The sequence below is a fragment of the Streptomyces sp. NPDC019531 genome (genome assembly GCF_044903305.1).
GTDB lineage: Bacteria > Actinomycetota > Actinomycetes > Streptomycetales > Streptomycetaceae > Streptomyces.
On sequence record NZ_JBJDQL010000033.1, the window covers coordinates 22,763 to 39,289 of the forward strand.

General features: G+C 72.2%; 16 protein-coding genes and 1 tRNA gene. 10 read left to right on the forward strand and 7 right to left on the reverse strand.

Annotated features, from left to right (window positions below; all coding sequences use genetic code 11):
* Positions 1-10 precede the first annotated feature (10 nt).
* The 3 genes from ACI2L1_RS31145 to ACI2L1_RS31155 form a co-directional block, all read right to left on the reverse strand.
* A complete protein-coding gene (locus ACI2L1_RS31145; RefSeq protein ID WP_404742738.1) occupies positions 11-1,408 on the reverse strand; it encodes a sensor histidine kinase in 1,398 nt (465 codons plus the stop codon).
* Positions 1,405-2,109: a response regulator transcription factor gene (locus ACI2L1_RS31150; protein WP_404742739.1), complete on the reverse strand. Its 705-nt coding sequence runs from the start codon at positions 2,107-2,109 to the stop codon at positions 1,405-1,407. Before ACI2L1_RS31150 ends, ACI2L1_RS31145 begins: the two co-directional genes overlap by 4 nt.
* A gap of 77 nt (positions 2,110-2,186) precedes the next feature.
* Complete coding sequence (locus ACI2L1_RS31155) at positions 2,187-3,506, reverse strand: RNA-guided endonuclease InsQ/TnpB family protein (protein ID WP_404742740.1); 1,320 nt, start codon at positions 3,504-3,506, stop codon at positions 2,187-2,189.
* Positions 3,507-3,551: 45 nt separating this feature from the next.
* On the opposite strand from ACI2L1_RS31155, the gene ACI2L1_RS31160 reads away from it, so the two are divergent.
* Both ACI2L1_RS31160 and ACI2L1_RS31165 read left to right on the forward strand, forming a co-directional pair.
* Entirely contained in the window at positions 3,552-3,758 is a 207-nt protein-coding gene (locus ACI2L1_RS31160) for a toxin-antitoxin system HicB family antitoxin (protein WP_404742741.1), read from the forward strand.
* 80 nt (positions 3,759-3,838) lie between these two features.
* The gene (locus ACI2L1_RS31165) at positions 3,839-4,339 is read left to right on the forward strand and encodes a hypothetical protein (RefSeq protein ID WP_404742742.1); all 501 of its coding nucleotides are present in this window, start codon (positions 3,839-3,841) and stop codon (positions 4,337-4,339) included.
* Positions 4,340-4,347: 8 nt separating this feature from the next.
* On the opposite strand, the gene ACI2L1_RS31170 is transcribed toward ACI2L1_RS31165, so the two are convergent.
* Together ACI2L1_RS31170 and ACI2L1_RS31175 are read right to left on the reverse strand one after the other, a co-directional pair.
* The gene (locus ACI2L1_RS31170; protein ID WP_404742743.1) at positions 4,348-5,199 is read right to left on the reverse strand and encodes a spermidine synthase; all 852 of its coding nucleotides are present in this window, start codon (positions 5,197-5,199) and stop codon (positions 4,348-4,350) included.
* 120 nt (positions 5,200-5,319) lie between these two features.
* A complete protein-coding gene (locus ACI2L1_RS31175) occupies positions 5,320-5,706 on the reverse strand; it encodes a hypothetical protein (RefSeq protein ID WP_404742744.1) in 387 nt (128 codons plus the stop codon).
* Between the two features lie 264 nt (positions 5,707-5,970).
* Here ACI2L1_RS31175 and ACI2L1_RS31180 point away from each other — a divergent pair, with 264 nt between their 5' ends.
* Positions 5,971-7,368, forward strand: coding sequence for a tetratricopeptide repeat protein (locus ACI2L1_RS31180; RefSeq protein ID WP_404742745.1), 1,398 nt, complete (start codon positions 5,971-5,973; stop codon positions 7,366-7,368).
* 109 nt (positions 7,369-7,477) lie between these two features.
* On the opposite strand, the gene ACI2L1_RS31185 is transcribed toward ACI2L1_RS31180, so the two are convergent.
* Entirely contained in the window at positions 7,478-8,071 is a 594-nt protein-coding gene (locus ACI2L1_RS31185; protein WP_404742746.1) for a histidine phosphatase family protein, read from the reverse strand.
* Between the two features lie 209 nt (positions 8,072-8,280).
* Between ACI2L1_RS31185 and ACI2L1_RS31190 the strand changes: the two genes are divergently transcribed.
* The 7 genes from ACI2L1_RS31190 (at position 8,281) to ACI2L1_RS31220 (ending at position 14,869) form a co-directional block, all read left to right on the forward strand.
* Positions 8,281-9,234: a phosphatase PAP2 family protein gene (locus ACI2L1_RS31190; protein ID WP_404742747.1), complete on the forward strand. Its 954-nt coding sequence runs from the start codon at positions 8,281-8,283 to the stop codon at positions 9,232-9,234.
* The gene (locus ACI2L1_RS31195; protein WP_404742748.1) at positions 9,185-10,345 is read left to right on the forward strand and encodes a hypothetical protein; all 1,161 of its coding nucleotides are present in this window, start codon (positions 9,185-9,187) and stop codon (positions 10,343-10,345) included. The genes ACI2L1_RS31190 and ACI2L1_RS31195 overlap by 50 nt, the downstream gene beginning before the upstream one ends.
* Before the next feature lie 88 nt (positions 10,346-10,433).
* A complete protein-coding gene (locus ACI2L1_RS31200) occupies positions 10,434-12,026 on the forward strand; it encodes a hypothetical protein (protein WP_404742749.1) in 1,593 nt (530 codons plus the stop codon).
* Positions 12,023-13,369: an AAA domain-containing protein gene (locus ACI2L1_RS31205; protein WP_404742750.1), complete on the forward strand. Its 1,347-nt coding sequence runs from the start codon at positions 12,023-12,025 to the stop codon at positions 13,367-13,369. The genes ACI2L1_RS31200 and ACI2L1_RS31205 overlap by 4 nt, the downstream gene beginning before the upstream one ends.
* Before the next feature lie 342 nt (positions 13,370-13,711).
* On the forward strand, positions 13,712-14,080 hold the full coding sequence (locus tag ACI2L1_RS31210; RefSeq protein ID WP_404742751.1) for a hypothetical protein: 369 nt from the start codon (positions 13,712-13,714) through the stop codon (positions 14,078-14,080).
* Between the two features lie 137 nt (positions 14,081-14,217).
* A complete protein-coding gene (locus tag ACI2L1_RS31215; RefSeq protein ID WP_404742752.1) occupies positions 14,218-14,805 on the forward strand; it encodes a bifunctional DNA primase/polymerase in 588 nt (195 codons plus the stop codon).
* Positions 14,796-14,869, forward strand: a tRNA-Lys gene (locus ACI2L1_RS31220). The genes ACI2L1_RS31215 and ACI2L1_RS31220 overlap by 10 nt, the downstream gene beginning before the upstream one ends.
* Before the next feature lie 283 nt (positions 14,870-15,152).
* On the opposite strand, the gene ACI2L1_RS31225 is transcribed toward ACI2L1_RS31220, so the two are convergent.
* Positions 15,153-16,436: a M6 family metalloprotease domain-containing protein gene (locus tag ACI2L1_RS31225; RefSeq protein ID WP_404742753.1), complete on the reverse strand. Its 1,284-nt coding sequence runs from the start codon at positions 16,434-16,436 to the stop codon at positions 15,153-15,155.
* Positions 16,437-16,527 lie beyond the last annotated feature (91 nt).

Sequence of the window (16,527 nt, forward strand, 5' to 3'; positions counted from 1 at the left end):
TAGGGCGCACTTAAGGAAGGGATCGGGGTCGGTTAAAGGTCGAGACCAATTTGCCCGTTCGGCGTCTGCGCACCCGGTGCCCCCTGCGCTCCGGTTCCCGACCGTCGAGCTGGATCCAGATCCGCACCTCGGTGCCGCCCAGCACCGACGACCCGATCCGCACGTCCCCGCCGGTCGACTCCGCGAGCCGCCGCACGATGTCGAGGCCGAGCCCGGTCGACCCGGCGCTGCCCGACCCCCGGCCACGCGCCATCGCGGCCTCGGGGTCCCGGATCCCGGACCCCGCGTCGGAGACGAGCATGATCACCGCGTCGTCGCCGTTGTGCACGTCGACCGCGAAGGCCGTGCCCTCGGGGGTGTGCCGGAAGACGTTGCCGAGCAGGGCGTCGAGGGCGGCCGCGAGGTCCGCCCGGGCCACGGGTATCCGCACCGGCCGCTCCGTGCCGGCCACCCGCCACTTGCGGCCCTCGTCCTCGGCGAGCGCCGACCAGAACCCCATGCGCTCCCGCACGACTTCGGCCGCGTCGCACCCTGCACCGGGTCCGGCCGCCGCGGTCTGCGGCTTGGCCTCCCGAGCGGTACGGATGATGGTGTCGACCTCGCGCTCCAACTGCGCCACCGCGGCCCGGGTCTGCTCGGCGGCCGGCCCGTCCCCGAGCGAGGCCGCGTTCAACCGCAGCACGGTCAGCGGAGTGCGCAGCCGGTGGGACAGATCGGCGGCCAGCTCCCGTTCGTTCGCGAGCAGTTGTACGACCTGGTCGGCCATGGAGTTGAACGCGACCGCCGCGAGCCGCAGTTCGGTCGGCCCCTCCTCCGGCACCCTCGCCCCCAGCTTCCCCTCCCCCAGTTCATGGGCGCCCTCGACGAGTTTCTGCGCGGGCTGCACCATCCTTACGCCGAGCCGGTCGGCGACCGCGACCGACCCGACGACGAGCGCGATACCGACGCCCGCGAGCACCGCCCAGGCGGTCGCGACGCCGTTGCGCACCTCGGACTCGGGGACGTACACCTCGACGACGGCTATCTCGCCCGAGCTGAGCGCGACCGGCTGGAGCAGGGTGGAGCCGCCGGGCACCTCGGTGGTGGAGGCGCGGCCCAGTTCGCGTACGGTCGCGATGTCCTCGGCGGCGGCGCGCAGGCGTCCGATGTCGACGGCCCGCTGACCTCCGCTCACCGGTATGTGGACGGCCATCCCGGAGTCGGAGCCCGCCGCGGCGACGACCCGCTCCAGCTGGTCGCGGTCGGTGGTGATGGACAGGGCGGGCGCGACCGCGGCGGCCTCGCGCTCGGCGTTGGAGAACGCGCGGTCCCGGGCCATCTCCTTGACGACCAGACCGAGGGGGATGGCGAAGGCGACCACGACCATGGTGGTGACCGCCAGGCAGACCTTGACCAGGGCCCATCTCACAGCGGCAGCCCCCCGCCCGGTGGTTCCAGCTTCACGCCGACCCCCCGCAGGGTGTGCAGATAACGGGGCTGCGCCGCCGTCTCGCCCAACTTCCGCCGCAGCCAGGAGAGATGGACGTCGATCGTCTGGTCGTCGCCGTAGGACTGCTGCCAGACCTCGGCCAGGAGCTCCTTGCGGGGGACGACCACACCGGGCCGGGCGGCCAGGAAGGCGAGGAGGTCGAACTCGCGGCGGGTGAGGTCGAGTCGGGCGCCGTCCAGCTCTGCCTGGCGGCGCAGCGGGTCGACGCTCAGTCCGCCGACGCGCAGCACGGTCTCCGGCGGGGCGTCACCTCCGGCGGCCCGCGACCGTCGTAGGACGGCGGCCATCCGGGCCGAGAGGTGCTCGACCGAGAAGGGCTTGGTGAGGTAGTCGTCCGCCCCCGCGTTCAACAGGCGGACGACTTCCGTCTCGTCGTCCCGCGCGGTGGCGATGATCACCGGGACGTCGGTGATCCCGCGCAGCATCTTCAGGGCCTCGGACCCGTCGAGATCGGGCAGACCGAGGTCCAGGATCACCACGTCGAAACGGAAATGGGCGACCTCGCGCAGCGCCTCCAGCGCCGTACCGACACTGCGCACGGTATGTGCCGCGTCGGTCAGGTGCCGGATGAGCGCCGAGCGAACGAACTGGTCGTCCTCGACCACGAGCACACTTGCCATGCGCCGCACCGTACGCGATTCGGGCGAGCACGGGCCGGGCCTGTGGACAACTCCGTTCCTTTGACATCCTCCCCCTCTTAAAAGAGGGGGATTCCAACCCATTCAGGCCGAGGTTCACGGGTGCTCGAACGGCTGGCGGCCGTTGTCACCCCTCCGGCACCGGCTGTTCGCCGGGGGCGCGGAATCCCGCCCTGTCCTGCCGCGACGTTGACTGCTGCGTTGGCGTCCGCGTTGCAGGTGAAGCCGCAGGAGGAACAGCAGAACTCGGCTTGGCTCTTGCGCGAGTTCTTGTCGATCCATCCGCAGGCGCTGCACCGCAGACTGGTGTACGGGGCGGGCACGTCCTCGACCCGGCCGGGGGCTTTGTGCTCGGTGCGCTGCCGCAGCAGTCCCCACCCTTGGGCGAGGATCGCCCGGTTCAGTCCGGCCTTGGCCGCCCGGCCGTTCGTGAGGTACTGGCCGGGCCGGTCCGGGTCGGGCTTCACCTTGGTCCTGGCGGTCATCGTCTTGATGTTCAGCTTCTCGAACCGCACCAGGTCGTAGGTGCAGGCGAGCATCGTTGAGGCCTTCTCACACCAGTCCTTACGTCGGTCGGCTTCGCGGGCCTTGAGCTTCGCGGCCTTCGCGTACTCGGCCGTCTTCTTTGGGCTGCCTTTGGGGGCACGCGCTGCCCGGCGTTGATGCTTGCGGACCTTGGCGCGTTCCTTGACGGTGAGCTGCGGGCAGTTGAGGGTGCGGCCGTCCGACAGCGCGGCGGTGATCTTCACGCCCCTGTCGATGCCGATGACCTCGCCCGTGCCAGGTGCGTCGACCGGGTCCGGGATGACGGCAAACGCGGCGTGCCACCGGCCGTTCTTGAGGGTGACGCGGAAGGTCTTCGCGTCGGGCAGTTCCGCGCCCTTTCCCCTGGCGCTGAGGCGGAAGCGGACCCATCCGCAGCCGGGCACCTTCACCTGCGCCCAGCGGCGGTTCAGCTTCTGCACCACGACCAAGCGGCCCATGACCTGCTTGCCGGTCTTCTCGTTCAGCTTCGCCGAGCCGTCGGCGTTGCACTCGGGCACACGGTCCGTGCCGATGACACGGAAACCCTCGTGCGTGAACTTCTTGCGCCAGGTCGGCTCGCCGAACCCGGAGTTGAAGCGGGCGTTCTTCGCCTTCGCGAAGTCCTTGAGGGCCTGCTGCTGCACGTCCGCGTTCCCGGCCCTCAGCCACTCGCTGACCGCGCGCGCTTCGGTGAGCTGGCGGCACTGCTCGGCGAACCCGGGAACGGACTTGCGGCCCGGGTTCCAGTGCGCGTGCTGCTCGACGGCGAGGTTCCAGACGTACCGGGCGTGCGCGCAGTGCAGCAGCATCTGCTGCTCCTGCTCACACGTCGGGTACATCCGGAAACGGCTCATGGTCCCATAATAGCTCCACTCTAATGCCAGTGCCAAAATGGTCCTATGACCAAGCATGTGAACCTGCGCCTCCCGGACGACGTACACGCGATGGCCGTCACCGCCGCAGCGGCCGACGACCGCTCCCTGAACTCATGGCTGATCTCCGTGGTACGCCGCGCTATCGACTCGGGCGGTACGCCGGATCGCCCCGGCGGCGCCCCGGCCACTCCCGCCCCGCTACGCCGGAGCGGGCACTCCCCCCGCCCCTAAAGGACCAGGCACCCTGCCCGACAAGACCGGTGGACAGGAGACGGGACAGCTGTGGGGCGGGTGGGGCAGTATGGCCCGCGATGCGCAGAGGACTCGTTCACGTACTGGCCTGGCTGCTCGCCACGGGCGCGGCGGTCACTCTGTCGTGGTGGGGTGTCCACACGGTCATGGCGGGCACGGCCTACGACCCGCCCCGCGCCCTGCCCATCACGGCGGCCCACGCGACCACGCAGGAGTCGAAACCGCTGGCCTCGCCGACCCCGACGAAGCGGGCGGCCCCGTCGAGGACCCCGTCACCGAAGCCGAGCGCCACGACCGCGAGACCGACCCCCTGGAAGAGCCCGTCCCCCACCGCCTCCGGCCAGGTCAAGAGCTACGACACCGATGGCGGCCGCGCGGTCTTCGACCTCGGCGAGACCTCGGCGACCCTCGTCTCCGCGACGCCGGGCACGGGCTGGTCGATGCAGGTGTGGAAGACGGAGTCGTGGATCAGGGTGGAGTTCTCCTCGGGCGCGGACCGGGTCTCGGTGTTCTGCACCTGGCACGACGGTCCGCCGCGCGTGGAGATCGGGACGTACTGACCTGGCGTCTAGCGGAAGACCGAGGCGGGCGGGGCCGGAGAGGCCACGGCCCGCGCGTCCGTCACGGGTACGGCCCCGCCGGTGAAGTCGAGCAGCGCCTTGCCGTGTTCCAGGCGGCCCGGGTGCGGGTCCGAGGCGGCGCGGCGGGTCAGCTCCGCGACCGGCAGGGGGGTGTCGGAGGCGACCAGGACGGCGTTGCCGAAGCGTTTGCCGCGCAGGACCGTCGGGTCGGCGACGAGGGCGAGTTCGGGGAAGCGGGCGGCTGCGGTGGCGATCTGGCCGCGGAGGTGGGCCAGCGGCGGTCCGTCGGCGAGGTTGGCGGCGTAGAGACCGCCCGGCTTGAGGGCCCTGCGGACCTCGTCGAGGAACTCGGTGGAGGTGAGGTGCGCGGGGGTGCGGGCACCGCTGAACACGTCGGCGATCACGAGGTCCGCCCATCCGTCGGCGACCTTGGCGAGGCCTTCGCGCGCGTCGACGGACCTGACGCGTATCCGGGCGGTGGGCTCCAACGGGAGCTTCTGCCGGACCAGTTGTACGAGGGCGGCGTCCCGCTCGATCACCTGCTGGGTGGAGCGGGGGCGGGTGGCGGCGAGATACCGGGCGAGAGTGAGGGCGCCTCCGCCGAGGTGCACGGCGTGCACGGGCTTGTTGGGGGGCGCGACCAGGTCGATGACGTGGCCGAGGCGGCGCTGGTACTCGAAGGAGAGGTGTCGCGGGTCGTCGAGGTCCACGTGGGACTGGGGGGCGCCGTCGATGAGGAGCGTCCACGCCTGTGTGCGCTCGCGGTCGGGGATGAGTTCGGCGAGGCCGCCGTCGACTGGTACTACGACGGCTTCCGCGGACTTCCTGGACTTTCCCACTTCGCCATTATCCGCGGCAGCGGGTAGTCGCGCGTCTGCGGGTCGGTGGGGGCTGGTCACGCCCACGCGGCGGAGCCGCTTGTCGATACAGCCCCGCGCCCCCAAGAGGGGTGGGTGCCATCACCCGCAATTGTCCGCGGCCTCGATCAGTCTTGCGGCCTCGCCCAGTGCTGCCCGTAGCACCGCCGGGTCCGTGGACAGGTCGGTGTCTCCTGGTGGCAGCAGCCAGTCCGAGCCCTCGACCGGCGGCTCCGGCTCCGGGGTCAGCCGCAGGCCCCGTCCGTTCGTCTCCGTACATGTACTGCCCGGTACATCCCACGCGGCCGCTGTCCCCGGCGGCACCAGGAACCCCAATGTCTGACCACCGTCGTCGTGCAGCACAGGTCCCACCCCCTCCCCCACCCCCCGCCGCAGGATGTCGACGGCCTCCAGGCCGTGTCGCGTCGGCACCGTGACCACGTCACAGGACACCGGCGTACAGGGATCGACGCTCTGGCTCATCTCCATCGCGGCCTCCACCAAGGAACCCTCGTCCGACTCCGAGAAGTTCAACGCGCGCCCGCGTCAACGGCTACGGCGGAAGTACGCCGCAAAGGATGGCAGTTCATGGCAGATCTCGGATGAGATATCCGGTTTGTAGCCAAACCCCGCGTGGCGGCCCGGACACAGCAGGTACGTTCTTGCCCGCCGGAAACAGGGCGCCACACTGACAAACCAGTCAACACGCCCCGCCTCCGGCATGGTTCGACGGTTCGCACGAGAGGACCCGCCATGGCGTCGTCATTGGTGACCTCGTCCCAGCCCCCCATGCCACCGCGGCCGAACCTCGCGTTCCGGCGGCTGCGCGGACAGCGCTCACCGGCCGAGTTCGCCGCGGCGGTACGACGGGCCGCGCGCGAGATCGGCGAGCGGGTCAGCTGCGACGCACGGTATGTGGGCCGCGTCGAGGCGGGCGAGATCCGCTGCCCCAACTACGCGTACGAACGGGTGTTCCTGCACATGTTCCCCGGCCGCACGCTCACCGACCTGGGCTTCGCGCCGCGCTCGTCCGTCCGCGGACGCCGGGCGCGCGGCGCGGATGAGACGCCGGGGACGTACGAGCCGTATGACACGCAGGACCCTGAAGAGACGTACGACAACTACGAGGAGAGCGACGTGCTGCGTCGCGCATTCATGACCGGCGGGGGCGCCACGGTGGCCGCCGCCTCGCTGGGCCCCCTCGGGCTCGCCGCCGACGCCACCGCCGCCCAAAGGCCGGTACCCCGCGCAGGGGCGAGCCAGGCGGGTGCTCTGGAAGAGGCCGTCCGCAGAATCCGGTTGCTCGACGACCGGCACGGCGCGGACGGACTGTACCGGCGCGCAGCGGCTCCGCTACGCGCCGCCTACGCACTGCTCGACGCGGGCGCGACCCGGCAGACGACCGCCGACCGGCTGCACTCGGGCGCCGGTGAACTCGCCATCTCGGTGGGCTGGCTGGCGCACGACTCGGGGCGGTTCGACGACGCCCGCTCGCACTACGCGGAGGCGCTCGCGACGGCCCGGATGACCGGTGACGACGCCCTGGAGGCGCACGCCTTCTGCAACACCGCCTTCCTTGCGCGCGACGCGGGGCGGCCACGGGAGGCGGTGCGCGCGGCGCAGGCCGCACAGCGGGTCTCGCGGCCCCTGGGCTCGGCCCGTCTGCTGTCGCTGCTCGCGCTGCGCGAGGCGGGCGGCTGGGCGGGGCTCGCCGACCGCACCGGCTGCGAGCGGGCCCTCGCCCGGGCGCAGGCCTTCTTCGAACGGGGCCCCTGCGACGCGGACCCCGAGTGGATGAGCTTCTACGGCGAGGCCGAACTGGAGGGCCTGGAGGCGCAGTGCTGGTCGACGCTGGGCGACTGGCCCCGGGCCGCCCGGCACGCGCGCCGCGCGGCGGATCTCCAGGATCCGCACTTCACTCGCAACATCGCGCTGTACACCACCGAACTGGCCGACGACCTGGCCCGCGGCGGCTGTCCCGACGAGGGCGCGGCGGCGGGGCTGCGGGTGCTGGAGCTGTTGGGTGAGGTCCAGTCGTCCAGGATCCAGTCGATGCTGGCGGGGACGGCGAGGGTGTTGCTGCCGCATCGACGGGCTTCGGGGGTGTCGGAGTTCCTGGAACGCCATGCGTCGATGCCGAGGACGGCGTGACGGGGTGTTTGCTCGGCTGCGGGTGCGCGCCCCCAGGTCGGCTGCACCCACCTTCTTGAAAGGCGCGGGGAACTGCGCGACAAGCCCCCACCGGACCGCAGCCGACCGACTACCCCAGATGCCCCAGGTCGTTCCAGCTCTCGATCGCCGGTTCCCCATAAGCCCAACCCAGCACGGACAAGGACGTCGGATTGAGCCGCACCCGCGCAGCGAAATCGATCGGCAACCCCAGCCACCGCGCCCCGATGGACCGCAGGATGTGCCCGTGTGCGAACACCAGCACATCCCGGTCCGCGGCGCGCGCCCACGCGACGACCTCGTCCGCGCGGGACGTGATCTCCGCCAGCGACTCGCCCTCAGGAACCCCGTCCCGCCAGATCAGCCACCCGGGTCGGACGGTCTGGATCTCCTCCGGGGTCATGCCCTCGTACGCGCCGTAGTCCCACTCCATGAGCGTGTCCCAGCTGGTCGCCCGCTCCCCGAACCCGGCGAGTCCGCACGTCTCACGCGCGCGTGCCAGCGGGCTCGTGCGGATCTCCAGGCCGGGAAGACCGTCGTACGGCGCCCGGTGCAGCCGCTCCCCGAGCAGCTTGGCCCCCCGCCGGCCCTCCTCAAGAAGCGGCACGTCGGTCCTGCCCGTGTGCTTGCCGGACAGCGACCACTCGGTCTGTCCATGCCGGGCCAGCAGGATGCGCGGTGCCATGAAAAAACCTTTCCGGGGAAAAGCGGAGGCAGAACCCCTCCATCATCGCGCACGCTGTGCAGGGGCAACCCGGCGGGCGATCTCGACGTCTTTGAGGGCCGAAGGCGCTGCGTGGGGGCACTCCACAGTGGCCCGCGCAAACGCCGTAAAGTGGCACGACCGGACAAGGACCGCCGGACGCCGCGCAACACGAAGGGGGAAAGGATCGGATGCCGCAGACCGAGACACCAGGCACCGAGGCAGCCCCACGGACGCGGCTGCGCTGGTGGACCGAGCTGCCCCTGATCCTGCTGGTGTACGCCTGCTACAGCGCGGGGCGGCTGCTCGCCCGGGGCGATGTCTCCGGCGCCGTCGACCACGGCCTGGCGCTCCTCAAGGTCGAGAAGTTCCTGCGCATCAACGCCGAGCACCCGCTGAACCGGCTGTTCACCAGCGAGGCCTGGATCGGCGTACCGGCCGACTTCTGGTACGCCTCGCTGCACTACGTGGTCACGCCCGCCGTCCTGATCTGGCTGTTCCGCTCGCACGCGGTGCGGTACCGCGCGGCCCGCACCTGGCTGATGACGTCCACCTTCATCGGTCTGATCGGCTTCACCCTGCTGCCCACCTGCCCGCCCCGCCTCCTCTCGGCGAGCCACGGCTTCGTCGACACCATGGCCCAGTACAGCTCGTACGGCTGGTGGGGCGGCGAGGCCAGCGCGCCCCGGGGCATGGGCGGCATGACCAACCAGTACGCGGCCATGCCGAGCCTGCACGTCGGCTGGGCCCTGTGGTGCGGTGTGCTCCTGTGGCGGTACGGCAGGACGCGTACGACGAAGGTCGCTGCCGTCGCCTACCCGCTGATCACCACGATCGTGGTCATGGGCACCGCCAACCACTACTTCCTCGACGCGGTCGCGGGCGCGGCCGTGATGGGGGCCGGGTTCCTGCTCGCCCCGTACGTCACCCGGGCCGCGGAGCGGGCCGCGGTGGGCGTCCGGGCCCGGATGGCCACCGTCTCCGTCGCCTCTCGGGACGCAGAACCCTCAATTGTCAGTGGCGGATGCCAGACTTCCGCGGGTGAGCACATTCCACGGCAGCGCGAGTCACGGTTCCCCGACGGAGCCGAGCCGAGTGCCGCTCCCACGGACGCGGGGGACGGCGCTCCGGCAGCGGCTCGCTGAGCTGCGCGGGCCCGAGGTACCGGCCAAGGCACTGGACGCGCGCGCCCTCGCGGCCCTCGCCGCGAACCCCGGCTGCAAGCGGCGCGCGATCCTCGACGGCGCGGGGGTGAACAAGACGACGCTGGCGAGCGCGCTGGGTTCGCCGTCCGCCTTCGGACAGTCGCAGTTCGCCCTGACGCGCGGCAACGCCTTCGAGGCGAAGGTCAAGGCGGACGGCGGTGCGGAGCTGCTGCGGCTGGTCCACGAGCGGCTGGACCGCTCCGCCGAGCCGCCCACCGACGCCCGGGTCCCCGACCTCACCGCGATCGGCCCCGAAGGCCGTACCGCGCGTACGGCCCTGGCGTTGCACGAGGCCACAGAGGCATCGGGCACCTGGACCCTCCTCGACCACCCCATGCTCGCGCTCGACGTCGCCGGGTCCCCCGCCTTCCTGGAGCCGGACGCGGTGGTCGTGCACCCGGACGGCGGCTGGACGGTCGTGGAGATCAAGTCCTTCCCGATGCTGGACGGTTCGGCGGACCCGTCGAAGGTGGGCGCGGCCGCCCGCCAGGCCGCGGTGTACGTCCTGGCGCTGGAGGAGGTCGCGGCCCGCATGGAGTCGGTCCCGAAGGTCCGCCACCGGGTCCTCCTGGTCTGCCCGAAGGACTTCTCCAACCTGCCCACCGCCTCCGCCGTCGACATCCGCAAGCAGCGCGCGGTCACCGCCCGCCAGCTGACCCGCCTCACCCGTATCCAGGACATCGCCGACACCCTCCCCGAGGGCACCTGTTTCGCCCCCGACCTGCCCGCCGACGAACTGACCGCGGCGGTCGAGTCGGTCCCGGCGACCTACGCCCCCGAGTGCCTCTCCGCCTGCGAACTGGCCTTCCACTGCCGAAGCCGCTCCCGCGAGGCGGGCGCGGTGACCTCCCTGGGCCGCTCGGTCCGCGCGGAGTTGGGCGGCCTGACAACCGTCGAGGACGTCCTGGCAGCGGCCCGCGGAGCGGCCGGGGACCCGGACGATCCGGCGGTGGCGGCCCTGCGGAGAGCGGCGCGGCTGCGCGCCGAGGCACTGGAGGGCCACGGAGCCACGACCGCGGCGGGCGTGACCGTGGGAGGTGCCGCGTGGTGACGCCGGCCCTTTCCCCGGCCGCGACGACGTCGAACCACCCCGCGTGCCCGCGCGACCTCGCCCCGGTCCCGCGCCCCCTGGAGCCCATGTGTCACTGATCACGACGCTCGGCCGGCTGGAAGCCGTCAGCACCGGCCGCGCCCAGCCCGCAGCCATCGTCCGCCACCGGCACTTCTCCGACCACCCCCTCGTCCTGGTGCCGCTCACCACCGCGGGCGAGGCCGGTGCCCCGCTCGGCGCGCTCGTCGGCACCGACCGGGACGCCCCGCACCTCCTGGTCGTACCGCAGCCGCGCGACCGGGACCTCAGGTTCGCGTTCCTGGCCGAGCTTGCAGATGTCGTCCTGCCGTATGTCGACGGATACGCCGAGGCCGTGGAGGCGGCCGAGCGCAACGAAACCGATCCGGAGACCGGCAAGCGGGTCAAGGTCGAGGTCGAACTGTGCGCGGACGCCCCACAGCTGATCGTGCCGAGTCGCGCGGGTGTCGACTTCGTACGGCTGCTGGGGCGCTCCATGCGCTTCCGGCGTACGGCGGAGCAGGACCCGGAAACCCCGTATCCCGCCCCGCCCCGGGTGCCGCTGCTGGGCCGGTGGCTGACCCACTTCGGGGAGCGGGCCAGGGTGCCGGGCTCCTCGCTGCTGCTGGCGATGACGGACGTGCTGGCCCGGCACTGGTCCACCGGCCAGTCCACTCTGGAGGACCAGCACCTGGGCGCGCTGCTGGCGTGGATCGACCCCCCGCAGGGCCGCTCCGGCGCCGAGGCCGCACGGGAGGCCGAGCTCGCCAGGGACGACCGCGGCCAGCTGCTGCATCCGCCCGCCGGTCCCGCCACCGACCCGGCGTTCGACAACAAGGTGCTCGCCCCCGCCTTGGAGCGCTACGACCGCGCGCGTACCGCTCTCGCCGCGGCCGAGGACGGGCTGGAGGCCGACGACCGGCTCGGTGTGCTCACCGCCGCCGAGCGGGAGATCCGCGCTCTGGTCGCCGGCCACACCCGCCCCACCTGGGACGCGGTGTGGCGGGGCCTCGACCTGCTGCGGGCACTGCCGGAAGGCGCCCACGCGGAGGAGCGGTGGACGCGCGACCGCTGGTCGTTCACGAGCCACCGCGACCGGATCACCGCCGGCGAGCCCCCGCAGCCGCGCCGCGACGACGCGGTCACCGCGGCCAACAAGCTCGCCTCGCGCGAGCGCGAACAGGCCCGCCTTGAGGCGCAGGAAGCGCTCGACGACCCGCTGGTGATGGCCGGGCGGCGGCTGGCCGGGGAGGCGTTCGCCGGGGAGGTCACGGACGTCGTCATGACGTACAGCGAGGGCAAGCGGCCGAGCCCGCGCCCGCTGGTCACCGTGCGGACCGACGACCGGCCGCATCTGGGTGAGCGGGCCAAGGTGTACCGCTCACTGGGCGGGAAGCCGCAGTCGGCCGAGTTCGTGGGGTCCGAGGAGGACGGCGCGCTGATCGTGCTCAAGGTCCTCGACAAGATGGGCCGCGGCAAGGAGCCCGAGGCCGGGTCCGTCCCCGAGAAGGGCGACCGGATCTGCTTCACGCTCTTCGAGCACGAGCAGCGGGGCGGCGTGAAGCTGCCCGACCCGGAGGCCACACCGTGGACGCACGGCGGGCCGCCCGGTGAGGCCGTGCAGGAGGCCGCCGATCCCCTGACCGCGGAGGACGTGCTGTGACGACCAAGGCCCGCGAGGCCTTCGACCCCGGTGCCGAGGCCGCGCGGGCCACCGACGCGATCCTCCGGGACACCCTGCACGGCACCCATCGCGGTGTCGTCGTGGACTCCCCGCCCGGGGCCGGCAAGTCCACGCTCGTCGTCCGGGCGGCGCTGGAACTGGCCGACGCCGGGCGCCCGTTGATGGTCGTCGCGCAGACCAACGCCCAGGTCGACGACCTCGTCGTCAGGCTCGCCGAGAAGAACCCCGAGCTGCCTGTCGGGCGGCTGCACAGCAGTGACGCGGACCCGTACGACAAGGCGCTGGACGACCTGCCCCAGGTCCGTAAGTCGGCGAAGGCCGGCGACCTGACCGGGCTGCCCGTGGTGATCTCCACGGCCGCCAAGTGGGGGCATGTGAAGGCCGACGAACCGTGGACGCACGCGATCGTGGACGAGGCGTACCAGATGCGCTCGGACTCGCTGCTGGCCGTGGCCGGCCTTTTCGAGCGGGCGCTGTTCGTGGGCGACCCGGGGCAGCTGGACCCGTTCGCGATCGTGGGCAGCGAACAGTGGGCGGGACTGTCGTACGACCCCTCGGCCTCGGCGGTGACAACCCTGCTCGCGCACAACCCCGACCTGCCGCAACACCGCCTGCCGGTGTCCTGGCGCCTGCCCGCCTCCGCCGCGCCGCTGATCTCGGACGCCTTCTACCCGTACACACCCTTCCGCAGCGGCACCGGCCACGAGGACCGTCGGCTCGCCTTCGCGGTCCCCTCGGACGGCTCCGGGCCCGACCGGGTCATCGACGCGGCGGCGGAGTCCGGCTGGGGCCTGCTGGAACTGCCCGCGCGGCACACTCCGCGCACGGACCCGGAGGCGGTACGGGCGGTGGCGACCGTCGTACGGCGGCTGCTGGACCGGGGCGGGGCGGCCACGTCGGAGCGCTCACCGGATCCCGCACCGCTGACCGCCGACAGGATCGCCGTCGGCACGGCCCACCGGGACCAGGCGGCGGCGGTCCGCGCGGCGCTGGCCGACCTCGGCGTCACGGACGTCACCGTCGACACCGCGAACCGTCTCCAGGGCCGCGAGTACGACGTCACGGTCGTCCTGCACCCCCTCTCCGGCCGCCCCGACGCCACCGCCTTCCACCTGGAGACGGGCCGCCTGTGCGTCCTGGCCTCCCGCCACCGCCACGCGTGCATCGTGGTGTGCCGGGCCGGAGTGACCGACCTCCTGGACGACTACCCGTCGACGGAACCGGTCCAGCTGGGGACGTTGGTGAAGTTCCCGGACGGCTGGGAGGCGAACCACGCGGTACTGGCCCGCCTGGCCGAACACCGGGTGCCGTGGCGACCGTGATCAACGCACCATGCACTGGTCGGCAGGCATCCGGCCCAGCACCGCCCCCCTCGCCGGACGGAGTCCGGCACGCCGCCGGAGACGGCCGACGGAAACAGCCCGGACGGCTGGGAGGCGAACCACGCGGTACTGGCCCGCCCGGCCGAACACCGGGTGCCGTGGCGACCCTGACCGAGGTTCGCCGACGCGTCGCCGGAAAGGCGTGAGCGGGAACATCCCGGGGGCCGTAGACCTTGGTACCGCCGGAGGCGCCCGGCCCTCTTGCACGGGCGCGGGACAATGGACGGTGGCCCATGCATCGACGGGCCGCCGGTACGGACGACGTACGAGGAGGATGAAGACATGGCGGAGCCCACGCCGCGTCGGCACGAACCGCGGCTACGCCCCGCGCCCCTGCTGTTCGAACCCACCCAGGTGGCCGACGACCCGGAGCACTTCTTCGACCTGGAGTCGATCGACGACCCCCGCGCGCTGCTGGCCCGGTCCACCGAGCTGGCGCTCGCGTTCCGCGCGGCGGCGGACCGTGCCGTGGAGTTCCAGGCGATGGCGGCGGCCCAGCTGGCCGACCCCCGGCGCTTCGACCGGCTCACGACGGCGGACATCGCCGAGCGCGCCGAGTGGACCGAGGACTACGCGAAGAAGATGGTCGAGTTCGGCCGGGACCTGCTGCGCGGCGCGGAGGGTGGAGTGGGGCACGCCGACCCGGTGTGAGCTGCAGCCGTCGTAACCCGTCGTAAAAAATCATTGGCATATGCCAGGCGGGCAAGATACCCCTCCCACCTCCCCCTTGTCCCGGTTTCCCGCAACCCTCAGGAATCAACTGCTCACACCCGGTAAATGTAAGTGACATGAGCACACGCGAGGAACCGTTCTCCGACCGCTTCGACGTCTCGGGTGTCACCACGGACGGAGCGGCCTGGCTCGCCTCGGCAGGAACATATCCGCGTAGCACCCTGTCGTTCTGGGAGGAGCGGCCCGCCGCCCCGGTCGTGCTGCCCTGCGGCACCGCCTTCGACGTGGTCAGCGCCCCCGCGATCTTCGGGCGCCGGATGCTCGACCGACTGTGGGACGAGGGGCCGGGCTCGGGGCCGGTGGCGACGCTCCGGGGCCGGATGCTGCTGTTCGCGGCGCCGGGCACGGCCCAGCGGCTGCCGTCCCTGCTGCGGTGGGAGGAGTTCGGCCGCACGGGCGCGATCCCCCCGCTGCTGTGCCACGGCACCGGCGACGCGGTGACCGTCCCGGCCCCGCTGAGCGCGGCGAGCTCCGGAGGGGCATCCCGCTGGCTGGTCGCCCCCGACACCCGTCACCCCTGGCTGCCGACCCCGGAAATCCTGGTGTGGGCGGCCGTACGGGCGGCCCGGACCACCGTACGGATTTCGATTTTTCCCCCGGCCGATCAGGATGCTAAGGTCTACGACGTCAGCAAGCGCCGCTAGCTCAGTTGGTTAGAGCAGCTGACTCTTAATCAGCGGGTCCGGGGTTCGAGTCCCTGGCGGCGCACAGACACGGAAGGCCTCTCGCAAGCGCGAGGGGCCTTCGCTGTTGCCGGCACTCCAAAGCGGCCGGGGGCCCGGGGCGGAGCCGCTGATGTCATCGCCCCGGGAGGTGCGGCATCAGCGGGTCCGGGGTTCGAGTCCCCGGCTTGCGCACGATGTCGATGGCGAGGCGTGTTCGCGGAAAGCGCGAGCCGGTCTCGCCATCGTCGTTTCTGCGCGGCTGCGGCGCGCGTTGTGGGGGCTTCGCCACCCACACCCCCTCGGCCACCGAGCCGTCGGCCAGGAAGTCACCCGACCGCGATCTCCACGTTCCATGCCCCCGAGGTCGTCCGGCCCGTCACCTTCACCCGTACGTTCTCCCCCGGCACCGTGAAGCTCTCGCCGATGTCGACGGGGGCGTCCGCGAGGGGCGGGTAGACCGAGTTCTCCCAGCAGGCCTCGGTGTGCGGGTGGGCGTCGATGACCTGGACGGGGCCACCGCCGGACGTGGCTCCGCTGTGGACGCAGTAGACGAGCACACCCTGTCGGCACACTCCCGCGTCGTCACCCAGGGCCCCGCGCGCCTCGAAGGCGAGCGCGCTGTCGTCCCCGGTGCGCACGACCGCGAGCCTGGTGCCGCGCCCGAGCCCGAAGATCCCGGCGTTGCCAGGACCGGCCTCCAGCGGATCCAGTGTCAGCCGCGTCACCCCCCGCCCCCGCACGCACGCCACCTGCCGCCGCTCCAGCCAGCCCAGCTTCCACTTGTGCCAGGCGAACAGGTCGGGGGCGAGCCCGAACTGGCTGCCCATCAGGTCCCAGTCACCGACATACGTGTCCCAGTCGCCCTTGCCGTCCATGGGCCGGTGGTAGAGGTCCGGCAGGTCGAAGACATGCCCCGTCTCGTGGGCCAGGACGAGGCGGTCCGGCGGGTGCTTCTCGAAGACGGTGACGACCCGCCGGATGTCCGTGCCGTCGGCCCGCAGCGGCACGTCCAGGTTGACGACCTTCGTGGCGTCCGAGTCCACGCCGGGCGCGTCCGGGTCGGCGACGAAGTAGACGACGTCATAGCGCGAGAAGTCCACCTGCCCGTCGGCCGCGGCGAGCGCGTCGCGCAGGTAGGCGGCCCGGTTCGCGGGCTTCCAGTCGCGCTGTATGGCGTACGACGTCGACGCGCGCGGCATCCGGATCCAGTGCCGCAGCGGATGCGGGCGCAGGGCGAAGCGGCCGTAGGACGCGCGCTCGAAGAAGCGGGTGGTGGCCGGGAAGTGATCGGCGGTCAGCTGGGCGGGGGTGGTCATCGGCGGGGTGTCCGGGAAGGACAGGAAGACCATGACCGCGTCGAGGGAGCGGGCCGGGCGCGGATAGGCGGCGTTCCAGGTGTCGACACCCTCCGAGTGGTGGGCCTCGGTGCGCTCCAGGGTGCAGGGCGCCGAGGAGAAGGGTTCGGCGACCGAGGGGCCGGTGACGAGGGAGGTGGCGGCGAGGGCCGCCATGATGGTGAACACGGCCGCGGTGCTGCGCAGTCTGGAGCGCGGAAGAGTGCGCGGAAACGTGCGCGACAACGGGACCTCCGGGAGCGGTTCACGGGACACCGCACCCAGCCTGTGTGAGTTTGCGGGGATACGCCCTGTTTATCTGCACCGGACGAGTGAGTTGGCGTGACCTGCCAAACCGGCCGACACC

Bases quoted from the DNA above. Each gene is read 5' to 3' on its own strand.
- ACI2L1_RS31155 (WP_404742740.1), bottom strand. From the start codon at position 3,506: ATGAGCCGTTTCCGGATGTACCCGACGTGTGAGCAGGAGCAGCAGATG.
- ACI2L1_RS31210 (WP_404742751.1), top strand. From the start codon at position 13,712: ATGGCGGAGCCCACGCCGCGTCGGCACGAACCGCGGCTACGCCCCGCG.
- ACI2L1_RS31180 (WP_404742745.1), top strand. From the start codon at position 5,971: ATGGCGTCGTCATTGGTGACCTCGTCCCAGCCCCCCATGCCACCGCGG.
- ACI2L1_RS31165 (WP_404742742.1), top strand. From the start codon at position 3,839: ATGCGCAGAGGACTCGTTCACGTACTGGCCTGGCTGCTCGCCACGGGC.
- ACI2L1_RS31175 (WP_404742744.1), bottom strand. From the start codon at position 5,706: ATGGAGATGAGCCAGAGCGTCGATCCCTGTACGCCGGTGTCCTGTGAC.
- ACI2L1_RS31160 (WP_404742741.1), top strand. From the start codon at position 3,552: ATGACCAAGCATGTGAACCTGCGCCTCCCGGACGACGTACACGCGATG.
- ACI2L1_RS31215 (WP_404742752.1), top strand. From the start codon at position 14,218: ATGAGCACACGCGAGGAACCGTTCTCCGACCGCTTCGACGTCTCGGGT.
- ACI2L1_RS31185 (WP_404742746.1), bottom strand. From the start codon at position 8,071: ATGGCACCGCGCATCCTGCTGGCCCGGCATGGACAGACCGAGTGGTCG.
- ACI2L1_RS31190 (WP_404742747.1), top strand. From the start codon at position 8,281: ATGCCGCAGACCGAGACACCAGGCACCGAGGCAGCCCCACGGACGCGG.
- ACI2L1_RS31150 (WP_404742739.1), bottom strand. From the start codon at position 2,109: ATGGCAAGTGTGCTCGTGGTCGAGGACGACCAGTTCGTTCGCTCGGCG.